Genomic DNA, 26,696 nt, shown 5'->3' on the forward strand with positions numbered 1-26,696 from the left:
TGCGGCCACCCTCTATTTTCACGCGCACGCGTTCGAACAGGCCGCTGTCAGCGAGCCCACCACCAAATGGTCTTGATCGAGCGCATGTTCATGGGCGAAATCCATAGCGGCGAAAAGCCGGATGCGCAACAGGTTTGAAAGGCCTGTTTGTGGCCGCCGCTTCTGCAGCCCATGGCACATCGCCAAGGCTTGGGGTCCTGCCTAGACTGTTCGTCCAACATCGGAAAGACGGGAAGACAGCAATGACCGAGCAGATCGAGCGCGCACGCACGTTCCATGCCCTTCATGTCAAGGGCAACCCGATCGTTCTCTACAATGCCTGGGATCCGGGCTCGGCCAAGATCGTCGAGAGGGCGGGCGCCAAGGCGATCGCCACCGGAAGCTGGCCGGTCGCGGCTGCTTTTGGTTATGCCGATGGCGAGAAAATTCCGCTGGAGCTAGCGCTGGACAACATCAGGCGCATCGTGGCGGCAGTCGACCTGCCGGTGACCATGGACCTCGAAGGCGGCTACGGCGTCGAGCCGGAGACTGTCGCCCAGACGGTGACACGTGCCCTGCAGGCCGGCGCCATCGGTTTCAATTTCGAGGACCAGATCGTCGGCGGCGCTGGTCTGCACGACATCGCGGTACAGGTGAAGCGGATCGAGGCGGCAGCGGCGGCGGTGAAGGCTTCCGGCATTCCCGCCTACATCAACGCCCGTACCGACATTTTCCTCAAGGCCAAGCCGGATGCGCATGACAGCGTGCTGCTCGACCAGGCCATCGAGCGGGCGCACGCTTATGAAAAGGCAGGAGCTAGCGGCTTCTTTGCGCCGGGGCTCGGCGACGAGGGTCTGATCGAGGCGCTGTGCAAGGCCACCGTGCTGCCGGTCAACATCATCGCGCTGGCGCATGTGCCGCCGCGCCAGCGCCTGGCCGAGCTTGGTGTCGCCCGTGTCAGCCACGGCCCGGTGCCGTACCGGCAGATGGCCGAATGGCTCGAGGCCAAAGCGCGGCTGGCGATTTCGGGTTAGCTCAGTCCTCCAGCGTGCCTGACCTCGCGTCGGCGCTCTTCTTGTCGCCGACCAGCTTCAAGAGATCCTCGCCGGCGCGGATGATGCGGCGCGAGCGGCGGGTCAGGATGACGCCGTCCTGCGGTGCCAGCACCTCGGTGCGGCCGCCGGCCTCGCCCGGTGTGTGGACGATGGTGGCGAGGCGCGCGCCCTTCGCGACGCGGTCACCGGGCCTGACGTCGTAGAGGATGGCGCCGGCCCGGGGCGCCGGCATCATGTCGATATTTTCGAGCGGCGCGACGAGGCCCTTGAACGGGCCGGGTTCGGGAAGGGCGGCGTCGGCGATCACGCCGCGCGCCGCCAGCAGCCGGTAGAGGCCTTCGGCATCGGAACTTGCCAGCGCGCCGTCGACATCCAGCATGCCACGGTATTCAACCGTGGTGGCAACGCGGCGGTCGAGCTTCGCCACGTTGGCGGGGACGTTCTGGTAGGGCATGATCGTGGCGCCCTCGAAGGTGCCGTCGGTGTCCTCGCTCCACAACACCACGGCGTCGATACCCATTGCGGCGGCGCAATCGGCCATCGCCGGCCACAGGCTGGCGTGGACGTAGAGATAGGCAAGGCCCTCGTCGTCGCAATGCAGGTCGAGCACGATGTCGTGGCCGAGCGACAGCTGCACCAGACGGGTCTTCAATCGCTGGTCGGGGGTGCCAAGCGTGGTGTCGGGCAAAAGCTTGGCGTCCGGTGCTGCGAGCAACGGAAAGCCGCGGTTGAAATTGTTGCGGGTGCCGAGATGAAAGCGGCCCTGGTGCTCGCCGAAATGATATTGCGCGCGGCCGATCGGATTGGCCCAGGGCACGACCGTGATGCTGCCCTTGATGCGGCCTTCGGCTTCGGCCTTGTTCAGCGCCGGCATCAGCGCGTCGATGGCGACGACACCAGGCAGTTCACCGGCGTGGAGTGCTGCCTGGAGATAGGCCGAAGGTGCTGCCTTGTCGGCGCCGGCGAAGCGGAACACCGGGAATTCGTAGGAAACGCCTTCGGTATCGCCGGCGATGCGTTCGATCGATTTCTGCATGGGATGCCTCCAGGATAAGAGGCAGAACACATGCACTTTTGCCGAAGGGCTGTCGATTGGTCCAGTTCGCGCCGCCATGGGCGCAATGGAATTATTCGGCGGCGGCCGGAACCGTCGTTATCGGCGCCGATCCTTCGAGCGCCTGCGAGACAACGGCTACGCTGACCGCCAGCAGGGCCAGCACCGCGCCGGCCAGCGGCAAATGAGCATAGGAAACGCCGGCCGACAGAGCCACGCCGCCGATCCAGGCGCCGCTGGCATTGCCGATATTGAATGCGCCCTGGTTGAGCGTGGCGGCGAGGTTCGGCCCTTCCGAAGCCGCTTCGACGACGCGGATCTGCAGCGGCGGCACGACGACGAAGATCAGCAGTCCCCACAAGAAGACGACGCCGATGGCGACGCTGGCGATAGCGCCGAACTGCGTGAAGCCGACAAACAGAACTGCCATCAAAAGCAGCGTGCCGATGACCGTCGGCATCAATTTCCAGTCGGCCAGCCGGCCGCCGATGATGTTGCCTATGGTCATGCCGGCGCCGAACAGTAGCAGGACCCAGGTGACCGCGGAGGTCGACAGGCCGGAGACATCGGTAAGGTAGGGCTTGATGTAGGTGAAGACGGCAAACAGGCTGGCCGAGGCCAGCGAGGCGATCAGCATGGCGAGCCAGACTTGCAGCTTGCCCAGCACGCGCAGTTCACTGCGCAGGCCGCCGCCGCTCGGTTCGGCGACATTGGATGGCACCAGCCAGGCGATGGCCGCAACAGAGATCAGGCCGATGCCAACGACGGCAAAGAAGGTGGAGCGCCAGCCGAAGGCTTCGCCAAGCGCCGTGCCGGCGGGAACGCCGAGAATATTGGAGAGCGTCAATCCCGCGAACATCATCGCCATGGCGCTGGCGCGCTTGTTGCGCGGCACCAGGCTGGCGGCAACGACCGAGCCGATGCCGAAGAAGGCGCCATGGCCGAAGGCGGTGAAAACGCGAGCGGCCATCAGGAGCCAGTAATTGGGCGCGATGGCGCAGAGCAGATTGCCGACGACGAACATCGCCGTCAGCGCGACCAGGACCGGCTTGCGCGGCAAATGCGCGGTGGCCATGGCGACGATGGGTGCGCCGAAGACGACGCCCAGCGCATAGCCGGTGACCAGCAGGCCGGCCGAGGGGATCGACACGCCGAGATCGGCCGCAACCTCCGGCAACAGGCCCATGATGACGAATTCGGTGGTGCCGATGCAGAAGGACGCAATGGCAAGCGCAAGGATCGGCAAAGGCATGGAAAATCCAGACTGAATCGGTTCAATTCAGACTGAACGAGAAGCCTTGCCGCGCGCAATGCACATTGCTGCAACGCACCAATGCAGAAAGCGCTGAGCTTGACGCGGGGCTATGTCAGGCGAGCGGCTTCAGCTCCTGGGCGATGGTTGGCAACAGCTCCGAGACGTTGGGGTGGATATGCACGGCGCGCGCCAGCGTATCGACCGGCGCCTTGGCGTACATCAGGTCGAGCACGCAGTGCACCGCCTCGTCGCCGCCGGGGCCGAGCACGGAGCAGCCGAGGATTTGCCTGGTGTCGGCATCGACCAGGATTTTCATGAAACCTTGCGTCTCGCCCTTTTCGATGGCGCGGCCGACGCGGGTCATTGGCCGCTGGCCGACCAGCGCCTTGCGCCCGGATTTCTTCACCGCCGCCTCGGTCATGCCGCAGCGGCCGAGCGGCGGATCGATGTAGAGCGCATAGGCCTCGATGCGGTCGCTGACCTTGCGCGGATCGTCGTCGAGCAGATTGGCGGCGACGATCTCATAATCGTTGTAGGAGGTGTGGGTGAAGGCGCCCTTGCCGTTGCAGTCGCCCATTGCCCAGATGCCGGGCACGCTGGTGCGCAGCTGGTCGTCGACGGTGACGAAGCCGCGCAGATCGACCGCGACGCCGGCCTTATCGAGGCCGAGATCGTCGGTGTTGGGGGTGCGGCCGAGTGCCAGAAGCACATGCGAGCCGACCGCCGGCGGCTTGCCGGATGAGAAGGTCACGGCGATCTCCTTGCCCTGTCTGGCAAAGCGGATGTCGTCGGCGCCGACATGGACTTCTATGGCTTCGTTTTCGAAGATCGACAGGATGGCCGCCGACACGTCCTCGTCCTCGCGGCCGGTCAGGCGCGAACTCTTCTCGATGACGGTGACTTCAGAGCCGAAGCGGCGAAACATCTGCGCGAATTCAAGAGAGATGTAGCTGCCGCCGACGACGATGAGATGGCGAGGCAAAACGTCGAGGTCCATCATCGAGGAGTTGGTGAGGTAGTCGACGTCGTTGACGCCGGGCAGGTCGGGCACCGAGGCGCGGCCGCCGGTGTTGAGGAAGATCTTTTCGGCGGTCAGAAGGTCGCCGCCGACACGCACGGTGTTGGCGGATTCGAAGCGGGCATGGCCGCGATAAAGCGTGCAGCCCTTCATGCCGGCGATCCACGTCTCCAGATTGCTGCGGGAGTCGTTTGTGACCTTGTCCTTGCGCGCCTTGATCCTCTTGTAGTCCACGCCGACAGGGCCTGAGAACGTCACGCCGTAGTCCGCGGCACGCCGCGCCAGATGCGCGGCATAGGCGCTGGCGACCATGGTCTTGGTCGGCATGCAGCCGGTGTTGACGCAGGTGCCGCCGACCAGCTTGCGCTCGATCAACGCAACGCTCATGCCGGCTGACGTGAGCCGGCCGGCGAGAGGAGGGCCGGCCTGTCCGGCGCCGATGATGATGGCGTCGTATGTCTTGGCGTCTGAGGCTTGGGCAGTCATACCACCGCCGCCACGATCAGCAGGCCGCCGATGATCGCCACCGCGTCCTCGATGAGGGCGGCAGGCAAATCCTTGCCGAAGGCGGCGGCCAACCGGCCGCGCGCTTCGGCGCCGCCATAGGTGCCGATGACAGCACCGATGGCGCCGGCAATCAGGCCGCCAATGGTGGAACCGGCAGTGGCGCCGATCACCGCGCCGCTGAAGGCGCCAAGCAGGATGCGGGCGCCGAATTGCTGCGGCACCTTGCGGCTCGGCGTCGAGGGCAGCTGGTCGGTGACCAGTTCGACGATGGCGAGGATGGTGAAGATACCGACGGCGGCCCAATGGCCCATGAAACTTGCCCAGGTGCCGGCCACCGGCAGCCATCCGAGATAGGCGCCCCAGGCGATCGCGCCCGGCGCGGTCATGGCGCGAAGACCGGCAATGACGCCGATCAGAAGTGCAAGCAAATAGAGCATGTCGATCCCCTCGAAAGCAGGCCCGGGACTGGCCCACGAGGCAAGCTAGCATAGGTCCTGCGTTTGACGAGAGTAGGCGATGGTGCTTCTTCCATCAGTGAGCATTGTACTTTGGTAACCAGTCGAACACGACGAAGGGACGGAGTCGCTGTGATGGCCGGAAGCGAACGCACAAGGATGATTGCAGGCGAATGGTACACCTGCATCGACGACGAACTGGAGGCGCTCCGCGTGATCGCGCGAGATGCGGTGTTCGAGCACAACGCGCTGCCGCCCCAGCAACGCGGCAATATCGGCCCGACGCTATTGGCGCTGCTCGGCAGCGCGGGCGCAGGCTCCCGGATCGAGGCGCCGTTCCACTGCGCCTACGGTTTCAACATCCATCTCGGCGACGGCGCCTTCCTCAATGCCGGCTGCACCATCCTCGACCCCGCGCCGGTGCGTATCGGCAGGCGGACGCTTCTCGGCCCCAATGTGCAGATCTACTGCGCCGAGCACCACAAGGAGGCCGCGGGCCGTCAGGCGGGACTGGAGATTGCCCGGCCGGTCACCATCGGCAATGACGCCTGGATCGGCGGCAGCGCCATCATCCTCGGCGGCATCAGCATCGGCGATGGCGCCATAGTCGGCGCCGGCGCGGTGGTGACGCGCGACGTCCCTGACAACACCACGGTGGTCGGCAATCCGGCGCGGGCGGTCAAGCGGGGCTGAACTCGTCGTGGGCGGTCAGTATGAAGCCGTGCGTGCCATGCGCTCGTCCGGACCGGCTCGCCGCGAGAATTCACGCCGGTATTGGGCCGGTGACGTCTTGAGCCGTGCGGCGAAATGCTGGCGCAGCGAGGTGGCGCTGCCGAAGCCGGCTTCGAAGGCCACCATGTCCATCGATTTTTCCGTCGCCTCCAGCAGCCGTTGCGCCAGTTCGGTGCGTTGGCCGGCCAACCATTCGCCAAAGCTGGTGCCGATCGATTTCTGGAAACGGCGGGTGAAAGTGCGCCGGGTCAGGCCCGCGGCCTCCGCGACGCGGTCGAGGTTGTGCGTTTGTCCGAGCGTTGCCCGCACCGTGTCCAGCGCCAGGGTGAAGCGGTCGGTGGCCGGGGTTTTCGCCAGCGGGCGCTCGATGAACTGCGCCTGCCCACCCTGCCGGTGCGGCGACAGCACGATGTGCCTTGCCAGCCGCAGCGCTACCTCTGCGCCATAGCGCGCGCGCACAATGTGCAGGCAGCAGTCGAGCCCGGCGGCGACGCCGGCCGAGGTGACGATGTCGCCGTCGTCGACATAGAGCACGTCGGCGTCGACTTCGATGTCCGGGTACAATGCCTGCAACCGGTCGGTGGAGGCCCAATGTGTCGTCGCACGCCGGCCCGCAAGCAGCCCGGCGGCGGCAATGGCGAAGGTGCCGAGACAGAGGCCGACGATCAGCGCACCGCGCCGGTGCGCGTGGGTGAGCGCTGCCAGGAGCGGCGGCGGAAGTGGGGCCTCGAGATCCTTCCAGCTCGGAACGATGACGATGTCGGCATCGTCGAATGCGGAAAGGCCATACGGCACCGCGATGGTCAGCCCGGCATCGGTGTGGATCGCTCCATCGTCGAGCGCGCAGACGCGAAAGTCGAAACGCGGCAGGCCAAGCTTGGTGCGGTCGGTGCCGAACACCACGCACGGCACGGAGAGGTGGAACGGGCTGATGCCGTCAAAGGCGAGAACGGCAATGATCGGGTCGGCCATGCGTGTTTCCAGCAAGCGAAAAGCGGATTGTCCCAATTCTTTCGACTGATGTCAATCGGGCCACTTTTGGCAGTCGGGCGATTCGCCTATTTCCTGTCCCATTCAAGCTCGAAGGAGAACACCATGTCCGCCAATATCACGCCGCGCCGCGCACTCATCGTTATCGATGTCCAGAATGATTATGATGGCGGCAACCTCGCCATCCAGTGTCCGCCGTTCCGCGACAGCGTCGTCAATGTCGCGCGCGCTATGGATGCCGCCGCTGCGGCCGGCGTGAAGGTGGTGGTCGTCAAGCAGATGGCGCCCGAGACCTCGCCAGTCTTCGCCAAGGGCAGCCATGGCGGCGAACTGCATCCCGAGATCGCCCGGCGAAGCCGCGACCACTATGTCGAGAAGTCACTGCCTAGCGCCTTTGCCGGCACCGACCTCGAGGCGTGGCTGCGCGCCAATACCATCGATACGATAACGGTGATCGGCTACATGACGCATAATTGCGACCTGTCGAGCATCATCCACGCCGCGCATGTCGGCTTTGCGGTCGAGTTCCTGTCCGACGCCACCGGTTCGCTGCCTTACGCCAACAGCGCCGGCTACGCCTCGGCCGAGGAGATCCACCGCGTGGTGTCCATCATCCTGCAGTCGCGCTTTGCGGCCGTGCTCAAGACCGCCGAATGGATCGATTGCCTGAAGACCGGTGCTTTGCCCGAACGCGACACGCCCTATGCGTCCAACCAGCGCGCGCTGGCGCGCAACGCTGCATAGGCAAATTGCCGCGAAGGAACAGGGGCGCCGCAGTCTGCGGCGCCCCTTGGCGTTCCTGATCACGAACACCGGGGCGTGGCCTCGTTTGGAAGTCTTTTCGGCTGGGCCCATTCACTTTCGGGATGATGAGCCGGCTAAACGCAAGAAACTCAGATCGGGCTCTATCTCAGGATGGGGAACTGGAGAACAGAGTGAAGTCTTTCACAGACGAAGGCCTCTCTCCGAGGAACGGTATATCTGGATCAAGGGGTGGGACGGGGTAGACTTCCCCGGGAGAAACAAGTGAAAGCGCGAATTGCACGAACTACAGTCGTTCTCGCCTTGGCTGGTGCCGCGGCACTCTTGCCATGGCCCGCTTTCGCCCAGGTCCCTTCGCACGCGCCGGGGACGATCTGCTTCACTCAATCCTTCTGGTGCTGGGCGCAGCCGCCCGGCCCGCCCGGATATCCGTGCGGGTGCCCGTCGCAATACGGCTATGTGCCGGGCTATCTAGGGTAGTCGTCAGGCGGGGGGATTTCACGATGACGACGACACCGGCCGACCCTCTCGTTTCTGGACTCATCGCGGACGCCAAGCTGGTCGCCAACTACGGCCGCTACGGTGTGTTCAAGGACAGTTCCCTGTTTGCGGCCATCGGCAATGCCGAAAAGCTCGACGATGCGACGGCCAGCCAGCCTGAGGTCGTCAATCTTCAGACGGTTTTCAACGATTGTTCCGGCACCGTGCCATTTGCCACCCTGGCGGCACTGCGATCGGGCTGGTCGCCCGGTGACATGTCGCGCAAGACCGCGCTGGCGACGTACTTTCTCGTGGCTCTTTCCGTGCTTTTCATGGTTGTAACCGGAAGATTGACGTACATTTACAACAAGGGAGTCGCGATAAACTCCGAACTCATAGAAATCGACAACAATGATTTCAGCGCACGGTTCGGACAGGCGATACGCCAGGTTTGGGCGACGAAGAAACAACTGAGCTCGGCATCGTCCGAGCAGGCTTCGACCACGGATCTGACGCTTCTGAAGGACGCCTATTACAATTCGGAAGATAGCCTTCACGCTCTCGACCAGCGCTTTTCCTCCCTGGTGAGAAGAGCGCAAGGGTTCATGACTGAGGACGCGCAATTCCCGATCTGGGGAATGCAATGGATGTACTGCAAATTTTATTCAACCTCCACGGCAGATGGCGTAGCGGCGGGCCAGGCTCAGTATTCCCAGCAAGGTGCCATAGACCAGTTCTGTGACCAGCCGCTGGGGGTGAGTAAATCCACGCCTCCAGACAAGCTCAAGGAGCTCCCCAATCAGCCGGATGCCTATTGCGCGCAGATAAACACCGAAAAGAAAAACCCGAACAATCTTGAAGGTACGTCTTCGGAAAAAGTGACGGACGTGAATGCCGATTTCGACGAGGCAACGCGCAGCCTGCAGTGCGACGGAGTGATCACGATCGCGCCGAACTCGATCTACACGCTGACCGCGCAGATAAAGACGCTGGACGAGGTTCTCAGCCCATATGCCTTGTGGATACTCCCGGCCTTCTACGGCGCGCTCGGAGCCATCATGTTTCACATGCGGATGATCCTCAATCCGCTGCTGCCCAATCCACCGCTGTCGCGGCTGATCCACAGGATCGCACTGGGGGCGCTGGCCGGCATGGTGCTTGCCTGGTTTGTAGCACCGGGCACCAAGCTTGGAGAGGAGGCTTCGGGAATAGGCTTCAGCCTCTTCACCTTCTCCTTCCTGTTTGGGTTCAGTCTGGATATCTTCTTCACCATTCTCGACCAGTTCGTCAGCATGTCGGTCGCCGGGATCAAGAAGTTCGGGTCCTCGACAGTGGCGTGAGAAGCCCGGCAAGCAAAAGGGCGCCGCATGGCTGCGGCGCCCTTGGTTGTCGAGACAAATCTCAGAACAGGCCTTCGATCTGGCCGGCCTCGTTGAGGAAGATTTTTTCCGAGGACGGCGCCTTGGGCAGGCCGGGCATGGTCATGACCTCGCCGCAGATGACGACGACGAAGCCGGCGCCCGCCGAAAGCCTGACCTCGCGCACCGGCACGGTGTGCCCGGTCGGCGCGCCGCGCAGGTTCGGGTCGGTCGAGAAGGAATATTGGGTCTTGGCCATGCAGACCGGCAGGTGCCCGTAGCCGGCCTGCTCCCAGGCATGCAGCTGGTCGCGCACCGACTTGTCGGCGATCGCCTCGTCGCCGCGATAGATGCGCTGGACGATGGTGTTGATCTTCTCGAACAGCGGCATTGCGTCGGGATAGAGCGGCGCGAACTGCGAGGCGCCGGATTCGGCGATCTCGACGACCTTGCGCGCCAACTCCTCAATGCCGGCAGAGCCATTGGCCCAATGCTTGCACAGGATCGCCTCGGCGCCGAGCGAGGCGACGAAATCCTTCATCGCCTGGATTTCCACCTCGGTATCGGTGGTGAAATGATTGATCGCCACGATCGCAGGCACGCCGAACTGTTTCACATTCTCGATGTGGCGGCCCAGATTGAGGCAGCCCTTCTTGACTGCCTCGATGTTTTCCTTGCCGAGGTCTTCCTTCTTGACGCCGCCATTCATCTTCATGGCGCGCACGGTGGCGACGATGACGGCAGCCGCCGGCTTCAAACCCGCCTTGCGGCACTTGATGTCGAAGAATTTTTCGGCTCCGAGGTCGGCGCCGAAGCCGGCTTCGGTGACGACGTAGTCGGCGAGCTTCAGCGCCGTGGTGGTGGCGACCACCGAGTTGCAGCCATGCGCGATGTTGGCGAACGGGCCGCCATGCACGAAGGCAGGGTTGTTCTCCAGCGTCTGCACCAGGTTTGGCTGCATGGCGTCCTTCAGCAGCACCGCCATGGCGCCGTCGGCCTTGAGGTCGCGGGCATAGACCGGCGTCTTGTCGCGGCGGTAGGCGACGATGATGTCGCCGAGGCGCTTTTCCAGATCCTTGAGGTCGGTGGACAGGCACAGGATAGCCATCACTTCAGAGGCGACGGTGATGTCGAAGCCTGCCTCGCGCGGATAACCGTTGGCGACGCCGCCGAGCGAGCAGATGATTTCGCGCAGCGCCCGGTCGTTCATGTCCATGACGCGGCGCCAGGCGACGCGGCGGGTGTCGATGCCGAGCTCATTGCCCCAGTAGATGTGGTTGTCGATCAGCGCCGACAGAAGATTGTGCGCCGTGGTGATGGCGTGGAAGTCGCCGGTGAAGTGGAGGTTCATGTCCTCCATCGGCACGACCTGCGCGTAGCCGCCGCCGGCGGCACCGCCCTTGACGCCGAAATTCGGGCCGAGCGAAGCCTCGCGGATGCAGACGATCGCCTTCTTGCCGATGCGGTTGAGGCCATCACCGAGGCCGACGGTGGTGGTCGTCTTGCCTTCGCCGGCCGGCGTCGGGTTGATGGCGGTGACGAGGATCAGCTTGCCGTCCTTGTTGCCCTTCACCGATTTGATGAATTCGGCCGAAATCTTCGCCTTGTCGTGGCCGTAGGGCAAAAGGTGCTCGGTCGGGATGCCGATCTTGGCGCCGATCTCCTGGATCTGCTTTTTCTTGGCGCCGCGCGCGATCTCGATGTCGGACTTCACTTCGGCCATGACGGCTTTCCTTCGGATTGGACGGTGGAGGGGACGGGTTTGATCTCACTCGCAGGCATGTTGAACCAGGGCGCGGGCATGTTCTAACCCTGTCGCTCCCGCGGCGTCAACTTGCATGCAACTATGTTTCCTATGAAGAAAGTGTCTCCGCGGCCGGCCGACCTGTCGCCGGTTCTTCCTGGCTCCGTTGCCGCGCCGTATAGAAGCCAGAGGACGCGACGTTCCGCCGTCTCAAAACAGCCGCCCAATGCACGGAATGCGACAGAGGCGACGGCGCAAATTCGCCATCGCTCGCCGGGAAAGCTGTGGACGCTACTGAGTCAGGACGTTGCTGATCTCGACCATGTTGGAGCGCACGCGAAGCACGTAGAAACCCATCGTCGTCAGGTGCGTCGGCATGATCCAGCCATCCTCGCGGCCATTGGCGATGATGAAGGGCTGGATGCGCAGGGCCGAGACGAATTGCGCATCCATCGTGTCCCACAGATTGCCGAGATGCTTTTCCTTGATGACGTCCTCGAAGTCGGCCTGGGCGCCCTTCATCAGGCCGTAATAGGCATAGAGCTGGCCATAGGCGAACCAGAAGCGGTCGTCGGCGCGGAAGTCGAACCAGCCATTGTTATGGTTTTCGGCGCGCTCCTTGAGGATCGCGGAGGTGGAACCGATGTCGGAGGAGATGCGGTCGATATACTGCTTCAGATTGTCGGCGCGGGCATCGAACGTCGCCTGGCAGCTGCCGAGGCGGGCGTTGAAGGAGCGTAGCTTGGTGACGGCATCGCGATAATAGCTCGGCGTCGGCGTCTTGGGGCCGAACGGGTTGAGGCCGAAATACCAGGTCTCCTCGTCGAACTGCAGATTGCCGCGCGCATCCTGCAGGTCGCCGTCGATCTGCGATGTGGTGCGAACACGGCCGAGATTGTCGGCAAGCTCGGTGGCGGTACGCCGCACCGCCTGGTTGATGCCGCGCTGGAACGAGGCCTTGTTGTCCATGAACGGCGTGTTGTCCCAGTCGATGCCGAACAGGCCGAGTTTGTAGAGGATCATCGACGAGATCCAGGCATTCTGGTTGACGTTGAAGTCCGTCAGGTCGGCCGCCACCTGGGCGATGCCCGAATTGCCGCAGGTCTTGGCGGTGTCGGTGCCGGCGCCGGCGGCGACCTGTTCGCCGGCGGAAATGTTGCGGTTCTCGAAGGTGTATTTGTCGACGTAGTTGGGATCGAACTTGTTCCACCACTGGGTGGCGTAGAAGAAATTGGCGTAGAGGCCGATCAATACCAGAAGCGCGAGGCCGACCACAGCCTTCAGGATCCAGCCGCGCTGCGTATACCAGCGCCCAGCCCAGAGGAACGGCCACAGGATCGCGCCGATGACGAGGCCGATGCCGCGGCCGATCCATTGGAAGATGCGGGTGAAGAAATTCACGATCGGATCAAGCATGGCTCTCGTTCACCCCTCAGTCAGTCAGGCCGTAAAGGCGCGTGCGAAACGCCACTTTGTCTTTCAAATATGTGGTTTTCAGAACGTCCACAACATGCGACCGCCAGGCGTCGCTGTAGCCGTCATAGTCCTTGTAGAAGCCCGGCTTGTTGAAGACGTAACGCGAGACAAAGTCCTGCGGCACGAAATCCGAGATCAGCTGGTTGGTCAGCCAGGCGTCGGGATGGTCGGGCTTGCCACGCACGACCAGGAAGCGCTGTTGCGGAAACACATCCTCGATCTTGAGATGGCCGAGCTGGGCGATCTCACGCTTGGCGGCGTTGAGAAAGGGGAAATTGCCGTCCTTGGTGATCAGATCGGCATGGCCATGGATCCAGGTCTGCAGCCAGACCTTGTCGACCTCGGTCAAATTGCGGTTCGGCTCTGTGTCGCGGATGAGAGAGCGCACCACCATCTCGGCGCGATGCTCGAGATAGCCCGAGCTTTCGACCCATGACGCGCGCGGCAATTCGATGCGGCCGGTGCTGGCCAGGAACTTGAACACCTTGTCGGCATCGTTGATCGAGAGATAGCTGACCTGCCAGGGCCGCGAACGGCGAAAGCCGGGGGCGGCCGGGTCGCCGATGACGGTGGTCATATCAGGATCGACGAAGACGTAGACGCCGCCGAAATGGCTGGTCCAGTAGGCGTTGTGGCGGAAGATCACCTGGTCGGGCACCAGCGCATTCTCACGGATATCGCCGCAGACCTTCGCCAGCTCCACCATACGGCTCAGCATGGTGTTGTCGCGCCAGGCATCGGGCTCCTGCTTCAGCCGGTCGACCAGCTTGCCGAGTTCGGCGGCCTTGCCCAGCACGTCCTCGGCCGAAAGCACCCGGAACTCGACCTGGCTGATCGACAGCAGATCCTCGATGTCGTTGACCAGGGGAACGGAATCCTCGATCTCGCCGTAGATGACATCCTTGATGGTCAGCGCATCGATGGCGCGCTGGTTCTTGGACATGAACTCGAACATCAGCTGCGAGGTGTTGGAAAAGGCGGTGTGCACCACCGGCAGATCGATCTGCGAAGGCGTCAGGATGATGAAGCGGCGGTTGACCTCATTGGGGTCGAGATAATCGTAATCGCCGCATTCCTCGGCCACTTCGGGCGAGAAGCCGGTGCGGTCGATCTGGAAGCTCTTCAGCTTGGTGGGCTTGAGGCCGAAGGCAACAAGCGCCCTGTTGTAGCGCTGGATGAGGTGCGACTCGTCGACGGTGAGCAAGCGGCCGTAGATCAGCTCATTGTCGCGGAGAAGGTCGGGTTTTTTGGCGTGGCTCATGCAGAACGTTCCGAGCGGCGTTGCCTGTTGTGGCGAAGCGCCAACGCTGACGCCTCCCTCTCCCCGTTCTTCACGGGGAGAGGGTAAGGGTGAGGGGCAGCGCTAGCATTCAAGGACATGTCTCCCCATGGCCTTTGGCGGCAATAAATCGAAGATCATTGGTCCGGATGTCCCGATCGAGGCGCTGTTCGATAGCTGCCAGTATGGTCGGAGCGATCTCTGGTCCACGCATGCGCCGCCCCTCACCCTTGCCCTCGCCGCGTGAAGGACGGGGAGAGGGGGGCGTCAGCGTTAGCGCCAAGCCTTTCAGCACCCGCGGGCAGCGAAGGAAGTTCACGCATTCCAGAGCCCCTTCTTCTTCATCTCCTCCATCTCGCGCCCCGCCCGTTCGCGCAGGCGTGCGTCGCGCAGCAGCTTCTCCACCGCGGCGTCGTCGGATTTGTCGGAATAGCGGAACTCCGAGTCGGCGTAGCGGTTGATCTCCTGCATGACCATGTCCATCGAGAACGGCCCCCGCAGTTCCTCGATCATGGCCTTCTTTTCGTCGTAGCCCTTGTGCATGAAGACTTCCGGCTTCTCGAACCAGTCGTCGGGCAGCTCGATGTCCATGGCGCGCATCTTGATGGCGTCGGTGACGTTCTTGATGGCTCGGCCGGTGAAGCGCGGCTCGGCATCCTTGATCAGGTGCAGATAAGTGCCGATGTCGGCCATCGATTTCGGCGCGCCATTCTCCTTCATGTAGCGCTCATAGACCTTCATCAGCCCGTCTTCCTGAGGCTTCTCGTGCTCCTCATAGGCTTCGGTCACCGCGCGCTGGATCTCCTGCGCGGCGTAGAGCTTGTGGTCGCCGAGTGGGATCTTGTGGTTCTTGCCGGCAAGCAGGACGAAGATGTCGATATAGTCGTCGCGGCTCTGTGGGCCGTCGACCAGCCAGCGGGCCCCGGCGCGCTGGCGCAGCGCATCGTCGACATTTTCGGGATAGTTGGAAAACATGCCGAACGAGCAATTGCCGCGCACCACCGTGCCGGCGCCGGCAAAGGCGTCCATCAAGACGCCGGTGATTTCCTGTTGGCCGGCCGAGGCGCGGTCGTCGGAGCGGCGGGCCGCCACCTGGTCGATGTCGTCGACGGTGCCGAAACCGATGACGCGTGGGTTCAAGACATTGTTGATGAACTGGCGGCAATTCTGGCCGGATTTGCCCTGGTAGGACGAGATCTGGTCGACGCCGAAATTCTCATAGGCGAAGGGATAGCCGGCAACCTGACAATAATTGTTGACGAGGCCGGCGATCATCTGGATCAGCGTCGTCTTGCCGGTGCCCGGCGCGCCGTCGCCGATGAAGGTGAAGAGGAAGCCCCCGAGTTCGACGAACGGGTTCAGCTCGCGCTCGAAATCGTAGGCCATCAGCATCTTGGCGAGCTTGACCGACTGGTATTTGGCAATGTGGTTGCCGACGACCTCTTCCGGCTTCTTGAAGGTCATCACCAGCGGCTTGGAGCGCTTGCCGGGCGCGACGTCGAAGCCGTCGAGGGTGAAATCGTCGGCGTCGATGCGGATATGGGCGTTCTCGAACGGGCCGATGCCGTCGAAGCGGCCTTTACGGGCCAAGAGCCCGTCAATGGCAACACGGGCGAAAGCACGCGCCCGGGTCGTCAGGTCGCCATCGTCCTTCGACCCGGTGATCGCCTTGTCCAACCCAGCCACGATCGACTTCACCGCGTCCTGCGGCGTGTCGAACAGGAAGTCGGGTTCGGGGATATCGTTGGGCGCCTCGCCATCGCTGTCGATCAGCTGGAACAGATAGGAGGCAAGGCTGAAGGCCGAAACGTAAGCAGAGGCTGACAGAAGCTTCTTGAAGGTCGCGGCTTCATCGCCTTCGAGCGGTGCGCGGGTGTTCTTGGCCTGCAGGCTTTCAAGGTCGGAGCCTTCGGCGAAGACATCGGAAATGGCGAGCGCAATCGCCAGGCCGCGGCGGGCGCGAAACAAAAGCGTGTGCTGCGGGATGCTCATCAACTGGTCGTCGGGATGGATCGCGGCGACGGTCTTGGTAAGCTCGACCTCGCGGGTACGGCGCACCGAGCCGACCGAGACTGTCGAGACGAAGCGGCGATTGGTGCCGGCAAGCGCGGTGCCGGATTCGCGTGAAGGATCCTCCAGCACGACGACGCGAGTGATGAAGCTTTGCGCGGTTGCGCGGTGCTTTTCGATAGCCGCTTCCGGAATGGTGGTCAGGCCGGTGTCCATGAAGGATGCTCCGCGATGTGACGGTCAGACATCTGAAATCACCTGCCCATTTGACAGGATGTGAACCTTGTAGCCGGAAAAGATCTTTTGAGCTTCGCCGGCGGCGTAGAGTGCTTGATAGGCTTCGTGCGAGATCAGGGCGTGGTTCTCGTAGCTCGACACACCCTGGCGCGCGGCTTCGAGATCGTCGGTGTTGATAAAGAATTCCTGCGTGGTCTTCTCGCTCGAAAACAGGCCCTTGCGGCCGGGTTTCTCGCCCTTGGAGTAGACCTCCTGGATGGTCCAGGTGAGCAGCCAGGCATTTTCCGGTTTGCGCACCTTGGCCAGCACCTCGGTCACGGTCGAATTGTTGTCCGTAATGCCTGCGGAATAAAAGGGGCCGAGCACGACGCGGCGCAGCTGCTTAGGGTGCAGCGGCTCGAAATCCTTGTCGAGATTGACCGCAATCGTTGCGGGCGAAAGCGTGTAGGCGGAATTCTTCTCGGTGAAATCGTCGAAGCGATGGGCGAGTTCGGGGTTGAGCAGGCCGTCCACCGGCAGCGGGATGTCGACCCGTTCATTGAGCTTGCCGCTGCTGTCAACGAGCTGCCGGATCATGCTTTCGGAGGAATCCTCCACCGTCACCATGTAGACCAGCGGCAGGTTGGCGCTGCCGTCGAAGCTCGCCCAGTGCACGAGGTAATAGGGGCGCCCGGTCTTTGGATTGACCGAGACCTTGGCCGTCTGCGCCAGCGAGAACGGGCCAAAAGTCTGTTCGCTCTTGACGTCCTCGAGATAGAGCCGCTCGGCCATCGACTTCTGCAGCGCTTCGGGGAATTCCTTGTGGCGCAGGATGAAGTCGGCCATTTCCTCGCGCAATTCGCCGGCCAGCGGAATGTTGGCCAGCCGCGCCTCGGCCTGGCGGCGGTCGTTTTCCAGTTCGAGCAGGTTCTGGAAGACGGGATAGCCGCTGTCGGCGCGCGAAATGCGGAACGTGTCCATGAAGCCGAGCCGGTTGCGCCAGCAGGAAAACGATTTGTCCAGCCGGGCAATGTATTCGGCGACAATCTTGGCGACGATGCCGTGCCGGTAAAGCGGCGAGCGGTCGTCGCGCATGAACACTTCGAGGCCGCTGAGTGCCGCCGTGATGGCGGAAAAATAGCGCGCCGCCGCTTCGTTTTCGGGAGTCATGCCGGTGTGCCCGCGTGCAGCCGCTCCTTACGACTGCACGTAGTTGGCCGAATTGTGCTTCTTCATCACGTCGTCGAAACGGCGGGCGAAGGCGTCGTCGGCGAGCTTCTTGCGGCGCTGGATGTCGGAGCTGGCGACCATGTTCTTCTCGTGCATTTCGAGAAGATCGCCGATGTGCTTTTGCGAGGCGGCGCCAATGCCGGCCATGGTCTCTTCGGCGGTGTTGTCAACCTGGCTGCCCAGCGTGTTGATCTTGTGGGCGACATCCTGCTGGGCGGCGGTCTTCAAGGAATCTTCCAGTGCCTTGTAGAGCACGATGCGCTGCTCGGTATCGATGGTCAGCTTGTTGATAAGCGTCGACTGGGCTGCGATCTGATTGTTAAGCGAATCGACGAAGGTCTGGAACATCGAGGTGTAGCGTTCCAGCGTCTGGCTCTCGGCCAGAAGCTCCTGCTCCTTGGCTTGCTTTTCATTGTATTCGGTCGCCAGTTTCGAGCGCTCGCCCTCAAGCTGCGTGCGCTCCTTCTGACTGGTAGAAGCGGCGATCTTGTTTTCGATGTCGAGCAGCAGCGGATTGACCTCCTCGATGCGCTTCTGCACCGCCTCGAGGTTGGTCATGGTGACCTTGCGGCGCTCGATCACCTGCGACAGGCTGTTTTCCGAGGTCTTGTAGCGCTGGTCGAGGACCTCTTTCTGCGCTTTCAGGATGCCGACGATGGTGTCGGACTTGACCAGAAGCTCCTGCAGATTGCCGGCCAGCGACATGTTGCGGACGCGGTCGGTGCGCATGCGCTGCTTGCGTTGCGCCGAGAAGACACCGACGAAGCTTTCCCAGCCGGTGTAGTTCTTCATGCTCTCGAATTCAGTGCCGAAGACGTTGGTGGCGTCTTCCAGCCCGATGATCAGGTCGGCGATGTTGCCTTCCATCACCTTCTGCTGCTTCAGCACGTCCTCGATGCGGGCATTCTCGATGTCGAAATTGGCGTCTCCGATCTTCTTGTCGGCGGTGGCCAGCGTATCAAGCACGGTGCCGGACTGCTCGATCTTGGAGCGCATGTCCTGCACGACCTGCCTGGTCTTGGCAATTTCGGCATCGAAATTCTGCAATGTCGCCATAGGGGCCTCCCGCTTCGGCTTCCGGTCGCTGGCTGCGAACAGCGGCGAATATATGTGGGGTATCAGGGGATTGAAAGACGCAAGACAAGACCCGCCCCGAAAACAAAAACATACGCGGGCGTCTTGAAAGGCAATGAAGGCGGGGTCATGGCGTGATTAACCAGCCGGCCAAGTGTCGTTCAACCGTCATTGAACTTTGGCGTCTGCGAAGCAGTCGATCTCGGACAGTGTAGGTGTCCCGAATTCGATAGAGGGCCCAATGAGTTGCAAGCGCGAGATCACGCTACGCATCGCGCCGTTCAAGGCTTCGGATCGGCCTTCAGATAGGCGATGACGTTGGCGATGTCCTCGTCGCTGCTCAGGCCGGAGAAGCCCATCCTGTTGCCGGGTACTTTCAGCTTGGGAGCGCCAAGATAGGCTTTGAGGTTGGCTTCGTCCCAGACCAGGCCGGCCGCGCCGGCGTCCTTCATGGCCTGCGAATAGTTGAAATTCTGGGCGGTGCCGGCGGTGCGGCCGACGATACCGAGGAGATGCGGGCCGACCTTGTCGCGGTCGCTTGCCGCCTCGTGACAGGCCATGCAGCGGTAGAACACTTTCTTGCCAAGTGCTGCATCGCCGTCGGCCAGCGCGGCGAGGATACCGGCCAAGTAAATGACAAGGGCTGATGAAATGGCTCGAAGCATGGCGGTTCCCGGCTGGCTCTGGCTGAGGGCAAAATAGGCTGCAGGCCTTAACAAACGCCGTATGCCGGTGGATAGCAGCCGGGCTCAATCCGTGCGCGGGATCGCCGCGACCGCCTGCTTGACCTGCTTTTCAATCGCCGCCGACGAATGATTGTCGCGCACGAAAGCGCGGCCGATCTCCGCCATCTCGGCGGCCGCTTGCGGGCGTGTCGCGAGATCGATGATTTTCAATGCCAACTTGCCGGCATCGTCGCTGGACAGGAAATGCCTGCCCGCCTGCAGGCCAAGCCCTTCGACGGCCTTTTCGGTAGCGGCGACGACAAGGCCCGCCGCCATCGCCTCCAGCACCTTGATGCGGGTTCCGCCGCCGAAGTGCAGCGGGATCGGCGCATAGCCGGCGCGGCCAAGCAATTCCGGCAGATGCGGCGGGTTCTCGATCAACCGCAGACCATGCCTGGTGCATAGACCGCGCACGACATCGCGCGGGTTTCTGCCGGCGACGGTGATCGACCAGGGCCGGCCGGAGGCGGCGAGGCGCGGCGCCATCGCGCGGCCGATCTGCTTGACGGCATCGATGTTGGGGAAATAGCCGAGATGGCCTATGAAACACAGGCTGAGTTCACTGAAGCGCTCGGCAGCAATCGGCAGGGAAAGCACGCTCTCGTCTGGAATGGGGTTGGCGACGAACCTGACGTCGTTGACGGGGCCGAGAGCGGACAGAAGCGCTTCGTCGGCCCGCGAACAAACCCAGACCTGGTCGGCCAGGGCAGCCGCACACCTGTCGGCTTCGCGCGCCTCTGCCTTCCTTCGCCTGTTTTGGCGCCAGTCTCGAATTTGCTGCCACAGCGTCAGGCCGGCGATCCGGTCGGACACCGTCCGGGAATCAATGTTGTGCTGGTCAAGGACGGTGCGCGCGCGATGCTTCGGCGCCAGCGTCAGCAGCTGCGAAAGCACGATCTCCTCGATTACCACGAGATCGGGCGCGAATTCCCTCCAGATGGCGTCGGCTTCGGCCAGCTCGTCGTCCGGCATCATATGCACGGTCGGGTGCGGGCCGCGCCTGCCCCACGGCGCCCTGCCGCGCGCTGCCTCGATGATCCGGTGACGGATGTTCGGCGGTGTGGAGGGTGCCGGGGCGCCAGTCAGGCTTACCGTCAGGACCTCGCCCATCGATGCCAGGGCGCGTGCATTGGCGGCGTTCCGGATCTCTCCGCCGGAGACCGGCGGAAACGGGCAATCGACTGTGAACTGCAGAATTTTCATGTTGTCCCGGCCGTTCAGCCTCTGGTGAAGCCAATGAAATCGTCGGGCGCGGCGCGGCCCATTTCCTCTTCCCAGTGGCGGCGGCACAGCGAGATATAGACGTCCTTGCCGATCGCCACCTGTTCGCCTTGTCTGGCCACCTTGCCGTCAGCGCCGAGACGCACGACCATCGTCGCCTTGCGGCCGCAGCGGCAGATGGTGCGCACTTCGCGCAGATCGTCTGCGATGGCGAGAAGCGCTCGCGAACCGGAAAACAGATTGCCCTGGAAATCGGTGCGCAGGCCGTAGCACATCACCGGGATGTTCAGGCGGTCGGCGATACGGGCGAGCTGCCAGACCTGCTCTTCCTCGAGAAATTGCGCCTCGTCGACAAAGATGCAATGCACCGTCGTATGTTCGTGATGCTCGGCGACGCGAGCGTAGAGATCGTCGCCGTCGCGGAACATCTCGGCCTCCGTCTCCAGGCCGATGCGCGACGAGATCAGCCCGGTGTCGCCCTTTCTGTAGTGGCCGGCGACGAACAGCATCGTCGTCATACCACGTTCGCGATAATTGTAGGACGCCTGCAGCAGCATTGTCGTTTTGCCGGCATTCATCGTCGCATAGTGGAAGTAGAGCTTGGCCATGCCGTCCTTTTAAGCCGAGTTGGCGCGGCGCGGGGAGAGGGCACCGCTGCATTTGATGGGAAAAGCCGTCTGCAATCGAAAAAGCGGCGGGCGTGTCGCTGTTTGGCCAGTCCGCGCCGTTGATCGTGATTGTCTTAGCGCTTGAAACCACACCAGAATGGTGTTTGGCTGACGAAACAAGGCGGGCAGAGAAACCGTAACTACGCTTCGCCAAAGAATCACAATGGGAGACTGCCAATGTCGCGTATGAACACCTTCGTCGCCGGCCTCGGCCTGGCGACTTTTCTGTCCACGAGCGCTGCACTTGCCGGCGATCCGGAGAGCTGCAAGGCGGTGCGCCTTTCCGATGTCGGCTGGACCGACATCCAGGCAACCACCGGCGTCGCTTCGGTGCTGCTCACCGCGCTCGGCTACGAGCCGCAGACGATCCAGCTATCGGTACCGGTGACCATGGCGTCGCTGAAAAACAAGGATCTCGACGTCTTCCTCGGCAACTGGATGCCGTCGATGACCAACGACATCAAGGACTACACCGCCGATGGTTCGGTCGAGACGATCGGCACCAACCTGACCGGCGCCGGCTACGGCATCGTCGTACCGACCTATGTCGCGGAGGCCGGCGTCAAGTCGCTGACCGACATCGGCAAGTTCAAGGACAAGTTCAACGGCAAGATTTACGGCATCGAGGCGGGCAATGACGGCAACCGCATCATCCTCGACATGATCAAGAACCCGAAGGACAATCTCGAAGGCTTCGAGCTGGTCGAGTCCTCGGAAGCCGGCATGCTGACGCAGGCCGAGCAGTCGATCAAGAACAATGAGTGGATCGCGTTCCTCGGCTGGACGCCGCATCCGGTGATGGGCGCCATGAAGCTCACCTATCTCGACGGCATGGGCGACAGCGGCTTCGGCGCCGCCACCGTCTACACCAATGTGCGCAAGGGCTACACCACCGAATGCCCGAATGCCGGCAAGTTCATCGCCAACCTGAAATTCAACCTGGACATGGAAGGCGAGATGATGGACGCGATCCTGAAGGGCGGCGACGCCAACACGGTCGCAGCCGACTGGCTGAAGAAGCACCCTGACGCGGTTGCGCCGTGGATTGCCGGCGTCACCACCTTCGATGGCGGCGATGCGGCAGCGGCGGTCAAGACCGCGCTCGGAAGCTGAGCCGACTGAATTCGGCAAAGCCGAACCAGGAAGGGCAGCCAATCTAGAAAAGGCTGCCCTTCTTCATATCCTGTGAGAAGATGACCTAACGACAGCGGAGGCCGGAAGCAGGCGGTCTCTCGCATGAGAGGGGCGATATGGATCCGATTTCGAAATTCATGGTCGATCACAAGATACCGATCGGCGCCTGGGGAAAGGCGTTCTTCGGTTTCCTCACCGACAATTTCGACACCGTGTTCAGGGCCTTCTCGAATGGCCTCAATTTCCTGCTCGACGGGCTGGTCGGCATCCTTTTGATGGTGCCGCCGGTGCTGCTGGCGCTGATCATCGCCATCATCGCCTGGCTGCTGCAGCGCTCTCGGCCGCTGGCCATAGGCGTCTTTCTCGGCCTGATCTTCATCATCAACCAGAATCTCTGGAAGCAGACGGTGCAGACGCTGGTGCTGGTCGTGGCCGCCGCCGCCATGGCGATGGCCATCGGCGTGCCGCTCGGTATCTGGGCCGCGCACAAGCCGAAGGTCTACCGCATCATGCTGCCGGTGCTCGACCTGATGCAGACGCTGCCGACCTTCGTCTACCTGATCCCGGTCCTGACCCTGTTCGGTCTCGGCAACGCGCCCGGCCTCATCGTCACCATCATCTTCGTCATCCCGACCGCGGTCCGGCTCACCCATCTCGGCGTCGTCTCGGTGCCGAAGTCGATCATCGAGGCCGGCGAGGCGTTCGGCGCCACCAAGCAGCAGCTGCTGTGGAAGGTCGAATTGCCCTCAGCGCTGCCGACCATCATGGCCGGGCTGACGCAATCGATCATGCTGTCGCTGTCGATGGTGGTGTTTGCAGCACTGATCGGCGCCGGCGGCCTCGGCACTGAAATCAACCGCGCGCTCGGCTCGCGCCGCATCGATCTCGGGCTGGAGGCGGGCCTGGCGATTGTCGTACTCGCCATCGTGCTCGACCGGATGACGCGTATCGGCGTTGGAGGCAAGAAATGACCGTCGCCGTCGATTTCAAAAATGTCGATATCGTCTTCGGGTCCGACCAGGCCGGTTCGCTGGCGCTGATCGACGGCGGCGCCACGCGCGCCGAAATCCTCGAAAAGACCGGCAATGTGCTGGGTTGCGCCGGCGCCAGCCTGACCGTGCATGAGGGCGAAATCTCGGTGCTGATGGGCCTGTCCGGCTCCGGCAAGTCGACGCTGCTGCGGGCGGTCAACCGGCTCAACGTGGTGTCGCGCGGCCAGGTGCTGGTCAAGGACGGCGACAATATCGTCGATGTCGTGACCTGCGATCAGGCGACGCTGCGGCGGCTGCGGCAGAAGCAGGTGGCGATGGTGTTCCAGCAGTTCGGCCTGCTGCCTTGGCGTACGGTGGAGGAGAATGTCGGCCTCGGCCTCGAACTCGCCGGCGTGCCGGAGCAAGAGCGCAAGGAGCGCGTGCAACGCCAGCTGAAACTGGTCAATCTCGACCAGTGGTCGAAGAAATACGCGCATGAGCTGTCCGGCGGCATGCAGCAGCGCGTCGGCCTGGCCCGTGCCTTCGCCACCGAGGCGCCGATCCTGCTGATGGACGAGCCGTTCTCGGCGCTCGATCCGCTGATCCGCACCAAGCTGCAGGACGAATTGCTGCAGCTGCAGGCGGAGCTGAAGAAGACCATCATCTTCGTCAGCCATGATCTGGAAGAGGCGCTGAAGATCGGCACCCACATCACCATCATGGAGGGCGGTCGCATCGTGCAGACCGGGGCGCCGGAAGACATCGTGCTCAAGCCCGCCAATGACTATGTCCGCGACTTCATCGCCAATGTGAATCCGTTGTCGGTGCTGACCGCCTGGAACGTCATGCGCGACAGCCGCGACCTCGAGCACGGCGATAATGGCTGGGTGTGGCTCGACCGGCGCAAGACGACGCGCTTTAAGATCGACGAGCACGGGCTGGTGGCGGCGGCGGAACGCGACGGCAAACCGGCGGTATGGGTTTCATGCGCCGATGTCGAGGCGCAGCCGGAGGAGACGGCGCAGGTGTTCTGGGCCAACCCCGGCACGTCGCTGAAGACGGTGATGCTGGCCATGCACCGCTCGCAGACGGCACCCGTGGCGCTGTTCGACGACCAGTCGCGCTTTGTCGGCGCGATCGGGATACGCGATGTGCTGAGCGCGGTGTTGCGGCGTTAAGCCAGACCGATGCGCGTGGCGCCGAGCTTGAACAGGGCTGTGGCATCCCGGTCGAAGCGGAAGGTGTCGATTAAGTCGTCGGCTCGGTAATCCGGAAGCGTCTTGCGGATGGCGGCGGCGAAGTTTTTCGCCTCGTCCAGCCGCCCAGCCAACGCCAGGCAGTGGGCGGCGATCGACAGGATGATGACATGTGCGTTGGGGCGGGCGGCCGCCTTCAGCGCCCATTCGGCCGCCTCGTCGAACTGGCCGAGGCGGACATGCGCCATGGCGCGTGCGCCCAGCATGCCGAACAGCATCGGGTCGAACGGCGACAGATGGCGCGAATGATCCGACGATCCGATCGCCGCGTGCGGGTCGCCCGACTGCGAATGCACGAAGGACAGCGCATAGTGGCCAAGCGCGAAGTTCGGGCTGAGGTCGACGGCTCTTTGCAGTTCGAGCACGGACGCGTCACCCTCGCCGCGCAGCCACAGCGCCCGGCCCATCGCCCAGTGCGCGGCGGGATTATGATCGTCGACCAAAAGGCTCTGGCCGGCCGCCTCAAAGGCAAGCACGCTGTCCTGGTCGCGGTCGCCCCAGCGCTGGAAGGCGCTCTGCCAATGGGTGAAGGAGAGGCCGGCATAGGCGCGGGTGAAGGTCGGATCCTGCCTGACAGCAATGTCGAAGAAATGCCGTGCGAGGTCGTTCTCGCTGCGGGTGAAGCGATACATGTGCCAGAGTCCTCGATGGTAGGCCTCCCAGGCATTGAGCGAATTGGGCGCCTTCAGCATGGCGCGGTTGCGCTCGACCATCTCTATCTCGGATGAGATAGAGGCCACGATGCTGTTGCCGATATCGTCGAGGACAATGAAGATGTCCTCGGCCTTGCGCTCGAAGGTCTCGGCCCAGACGATCCTGGCCGTGCGAACCTCGACAAGCTCGACAGTGACGATCAGGCGACCCGTCGCGCTGCGCACCGTGCCGGTGGCGACATAGTCGACATTCAGCCTTCGGCCGGCATCTTCCGGCGCGATGTTCCTTTCCGCCAGGGCAAAGACCGAGCCCCGGGCGATGACAAAGAAGTCCCTGAGCTTGGCGAGGCGGGTAATGATGTCGTGGGTCAAGCCATCGGCCAGCCCGCCACGGACGCCGCTACCGGCGTCTTCGGCAAATGGCGTTACGGCCAGCGAAGCCTTGTGCGGCGTCGCGGCTTCTGAACCGGCAGGCATGACTGACGCCTGGTTCGGCCCGGGCGGAGCTGCCGGTTGTGCCGGCAAAATCGCGCAGGGCCGTTCGCTGCGGATGGACAGCCACGCCTCGCGCACCGGGCCGAAATCCAGCTCTTCCGACTGGAACAACTGCGCCGCAGCGGCAAGATGGTCTTCGCAGGCGCCGAACTGGCCGCGCCGCGCCAGCCTCACCAGGAGTGCGACATGGGCGCTGCTGTCGAACGGGGTCAATTCCAGCCATTTTTCGAGATGGGCGGAGACGTCTTCGGAATCGGCCGGCAGCGTCTTGACCAGATGTTCCAGTATAGCAGCTTGGCAGGAACCGAAACGGCGGCGCTGCGCGGTCAGCCAGCTGTTGAAGAGAGGGCTGCGGTCGATCTCCAGCCCTTCGAGGAAGTCGCCGACGAACAGGTCGGAGAGCAACTGCAGTCGCGTCGGCTCGAGCGTTTCGATGCCTGCGGCAGCCGCCGCCGCGACATCCAGAACGTCGACTGAGATGCCGTCGAGATCGAGCGCGATCGTATCGCCCGATGTTTCGATCCTGCGGCGGCCCGGTTCGTCGAGCGCGGCCCGCAGCTTGCTCAGGCACCAGCGCAGCTCACCCCTGGGATCATTTGGAACATCCCACAGCAACTCGCAGAGCTTGCCACGTCCGACCGGATGGGGCGCCAGCGCCAGATAGCCCAGCAGCGCGCGCAGCTTGCGCGATGCCGGCAAGACCACCGGGACGCCGTCGCGCGCAATTGTCGGCGGCCCAAACAGGCGCACGACAACACCTTGATGGCTGCTCGCCAGGCTCGATTCCACGCCAGATACCACGCCTGCTCCCACGCTGACCTGCCGGCCCCTGCTTTACCACCGAGCACGACAAAGTGCACCCGGCTCGCAAAATTTGTGCGCCGAATGTGGTGTTTACC

Annotated in this window: 23 protein-coding genes; 8 read left to right on the plus strand and 15 right to left on the minus strand. The window is 63.0% G+C overall.

What is annotated here, in order from left to right; translation table 11 throughout:
* Positions 1-242: 242 nt before the first annotated feature.
* Entirely contained in the window at positions 243-1,013 is a 771-nt protein-coding gene (locus NKK50_RS08650) for an isocitrate lyase/PEP mutase family protein (RefSeq protein WP_023686174.1), read from the plus strand.
* A gap of 1 nt (position 1,014) precedes the next feature.
* Here the strand turns inward: NKK50_RS08650 and NKK50_RS08655 are convergent, their stop codons facing one another.
* From NKK50_RS08655 to NKK50_RS08670, 4 genes are all read right to left on the minus strand, one after another.
* A complete protein-coding gene (locus NKK50_RS08655; protein ID WP_352543263.1) occupies positions 1,015-2,070 on the minus strand; it encodes a M14 family metallopeptidase in 1,056 nt (351 codons plus the stop codon).
* A gap of 91 nt (positions 2,071-2,161) precedes the next feature.
* Positions 2,162-3,340: an MFS transporter gene (locus NKK50_RS08660; RefSeq protein ID WP_023833534.1), complete on the minus strand. Its 1,179-nt coding sequence runs from the start codon at positions 3,338-3,340 to the stop codon at positions 2,162-2,164.
* A gap of 115 nt (positions 3,341-3,455) precedes the next feature.
* Complete coding sequence (locus tag NKK50_RS08665; protein WP_023744271.1) at positions 3,456-4,847, minus strand: FAD-containing oxidoreductase; 1,392 nt, start codon at positions 4,845-4,847, stop codon at positions 3,456-3,458.
* Positions 4,844-5,305 (minus strand): membrane protein, encoded by a 462-nt coding sequence (locus tag NKK50_RS08670; RefSeq protein ID WP_023669981.1) that lies wholly within the window; start codon positions 5,303-5,305, stop codon positions 4,844-4,846. Before NKK50_RS08670 ends, NKK50_RS08665 begins: the two co-directional genes overlap by 4 nt.
* 153 nt (positions 5,306-5,458) lie before the next feature.
* Here NKK50_RS08670 and NKK50_RS08675 point away from each other — a divergent pair, with 153 nt between their 5' ends.
* The gene (locus NKK50_RS08675) at positions 5,459-6,016 is read left to right on the plus strand and encodes a sugar O-acetyltransferase (protein WP_023744272.1); all 558 of its coding nucleotides are present in this window, start codon (positions 5,459-5,461) and stop codon (positions 6,014-6,016) included.
* A 15-nt stretch (positions 6,017-6,031) separates the two neighbouring features.
* On the opposite strand, the gene NKK50_RS08680 is transcribed toward NKK50_RS08675, so the two are convergent.
* Complete coding sequence (locus NKK50_RS08680) at positions 6,032-7,027, minus strand: helix-turn-helix domain-containing protein (protein ID WP_023695825.1); 996 nt, start codon at positions 7,025-7,027, stop codon at positions 6,032-6,034.
* 123 nt (positions 7,028-7,150) lie between these two features.
* Here NKK50_RS08680 and NKK50_RS08685 point away from each other — a divergent pair, with 123 nt between their 5' ends.
* A complete protein-coding gene (locus NKK50_RS08685) occupies positions 7,151-7,789 on the plus strand; it encodes an isochorismatase family protein (protein ID WP_023686167.1) in 639 nt (212 codons plus the stop codon).
* 521 nt (positions 7,790-8,310) lie between these two features.
* The gene (locus NKK50_RS08690) at positions 8,311-9,627 is read left to right on the plus strand and encodes a hypothetical protein (RefSeq protein ID WP_023691612.1); all 1,317 of its coding nucleotides are present in this window, start codon (positions 8,311-8,313) and stop codon (positions 9,625-9,627) included.
* A gap of 61 nt (positions 9,628-9,688) precedes the next feature.
* Here NKK50_RS08690 and NKK50_RS08695 read toward each other — a convergent pair whose 3' ends face one another.
* The 3 genes from NKK50_RS08695 to NKK50_RS08705 form a co-directional block, all read right to left on the minus strand.
* Positions 9,689-11,368 (minus strand): formate--tetrahydrofolate ligase, encoded by a 1,680-nt coding sequence (locus tag NKK50_RS08695; RefSeq protein WP_023683662.1) that lies wholly within the window; start codon positions 11,366-11,368, stop codon positions 9,689-9,691.
* 312 nt (positions 11,369-11,680) lie between these two features.
* Positions 11,681-12,805: a DUF2333 family protein gene (locus tag NKK50_RS08700; RefSeq protein WP_023686165.1), complete on the minus strand. Its 1,125-nt coding sequence runs from the start codon at positions 12,803-12,805 to the stop codon at positions 11,681-11,683.
* A 16-nt stretch (positions 12,806-12,821) separates the two neighbouring features.
* On the minus strand, positions 12,822-14,126 hold the full coding sequence (locus tag NKK50_RS08705) for a DUF6638 family protein (RefSeq protein WP_352543264.1): 1,305 nt from the start codon (positions 14,124-14,126) through the stop codon (positions 12,822-12,824).
* A gap of 127 nt (positions 14,127-14,253) precedes the next feature.
* On the opposite strand from NKK50_RS08705, the gene NKK50_RS08710 reads away from it, so the two are divergent.
* Entirely contained in the window at positions 14,254-14,391 is a 138-nt protein-coding gene (locus NKK50_RS08710; RefSeq protein WP_352543265.1) for a hypothetical protein, read from the plus strand.
* A 68-nt stretch (positions 14,392-14,459) separates the two neighbouring features.
* On the opposite strand, the gene NKK50_RS08715 is transcribed toward NKK50_RS08710, so the two are convergent.
* The 6 genes from NKK50_RS08715 to NKK50_RS08740 all read right to left on the minus strand — a co-directional run bounded on the left by NKK50_RS08715 (position 14,460) and on the right by NKK50_RS08740 (position 21,228).
* Positions 14,460-16,370: an ATP-binding protein gene (locus tag NKK50_RS08715; RefSeq protein WP_023695821.1), complete on the minus strand. Its 1,911-nt coding sequence runs from the start codon at positions 16,368-16,370 to the stop codon at positions 14,460-14,462.
* Positions 16,371-16,394: 24 nt separating this feature from the next.
* Positions 16,395-17,540, minus strand: a complete 1,146-nt coding sequence (locus NKK50_RS08720; RefSeq protein WP_023751264.1) for a hypothetical protein — start codon at positions 17,538-17,540, stop codon at positions 16,395-16,397.
* Positions 17,541-17,567: 27 nt separating this feature from the next.
* A complete protein-coding gene (locus tag NKK50_RS08725) occupies positions 17,568-18,656 on the minus strand; it encodes a hypothetical protein (protein WP_023669990.1) in 1,089 nt (362 codons plus the stop codon).
* 299 nt (positions 18,657-18,955) lie between these two features.
* Complete coding sequence (locus NKK50_RS08730; RefSeq protein ID WP_023686160.1) at positions 18,956-19,339, minus strand: c-type cytochrome; 384 nt, start codon at positions 19,337-19,339, stop codon at positions 18,956-18,958.
* An 84-nt stretch (positions 19,340-19,423) separates the two neighbouring features.
* Positions 19,424-20,602: a glycosyltransferase gene (locus NKK50_RS08735; protein ID WP_023695820.1), complete on the minus strand. Its 1,179-nt coding sequence runs from the start codon at positions 20,600-20,602 to the stop codon at positions 19,424-19,426.
* A 14-nt stretch (positions 20,603-20,616) separates the two neighbouring features.
* Positions 20,617-21,228 (minus strand): thymidine kinase, encoded by a 612-nt coding sequence (locus NKK50_RS08740; protein ID WP_023683669.1) that lies wholly within the window; start codon positions 21,226-21,228, stop codon positions 20,617-20,619.
* 237 nt (positions 21,229-21,465) lie between these two features.
* On the opposite strand from NKK50_RS08740, the gene NKK50_RS08745 reads away from it, so the two are divergent.
* The 3 genes from NKK50_RS08745 to choV all read left to right on the plus strand — a co-directional run bounded on the left by NKK50_RS08745 (position 21,466) and on the right by choV (position 24,571).
* On the plus strand, positions 21,466-22,401 hold the full coding sequence (locus tag NKK50_RS08745; protein ID WP_023686157.1) for a choline ABC transporter substrate-binding protein: 936 nt from the start codon (positions 21,466-21,468) through the stop codon (positions 22,399-22,401).
* Between the two features lie 137 nt (positions 22,402-22,538).
* Positions 22,539-23,393, plus strand: a complete 855-nt coding sequence (choW, locus tag NKK50_RS08750) for a choline ABC transporter permease subunit (RefSeq protein WP_023669995.1) — start codon at positions 22,539-22,541, stop codon at positions 23,391-23,393.
* On the plus strand, positions 23,390-24,571 hold the full coding sequence (choV, locus tag NKK50_RS08755) for a choline ABC transporter ATP-binding protein (RefSeq protein WP_023669996.1): 1,182 nt from the start codon (positions 23,390-23,392) through the stop codon (positions 24,569-24,571). The genes choW and choV overlap by 4 nt, the downstream gene beginning before the upstream one ends.
* Here choV and NKK50_RS08760 read toward each other — a convergent pair.
* Complete coding sequence (locus tag NKK50_RS08760) at positions 24,568-26,598, minus strand: transcriptional regulator (RefSeq protein ID WP_352543266.1); 2,031 nt, start codon at positions 26,596-26,598, stop codon at positions 24,568-24,570. The two genes, choV and NKK50_RS08760, sit on opposite strands and share 4 nt — an antisense overlap.
* Positions 26,599-26,696: the final 98 nt, after the last annotated feature.

The organism is Mesorhizobium sp. M0001 (assembly GCF_040324255.1).
GTDB lineage: Bacteria > Pseudomonadota > Alphaproteobacteria > Rhizobiales > Rhizobiaceae > Mesorhizobium.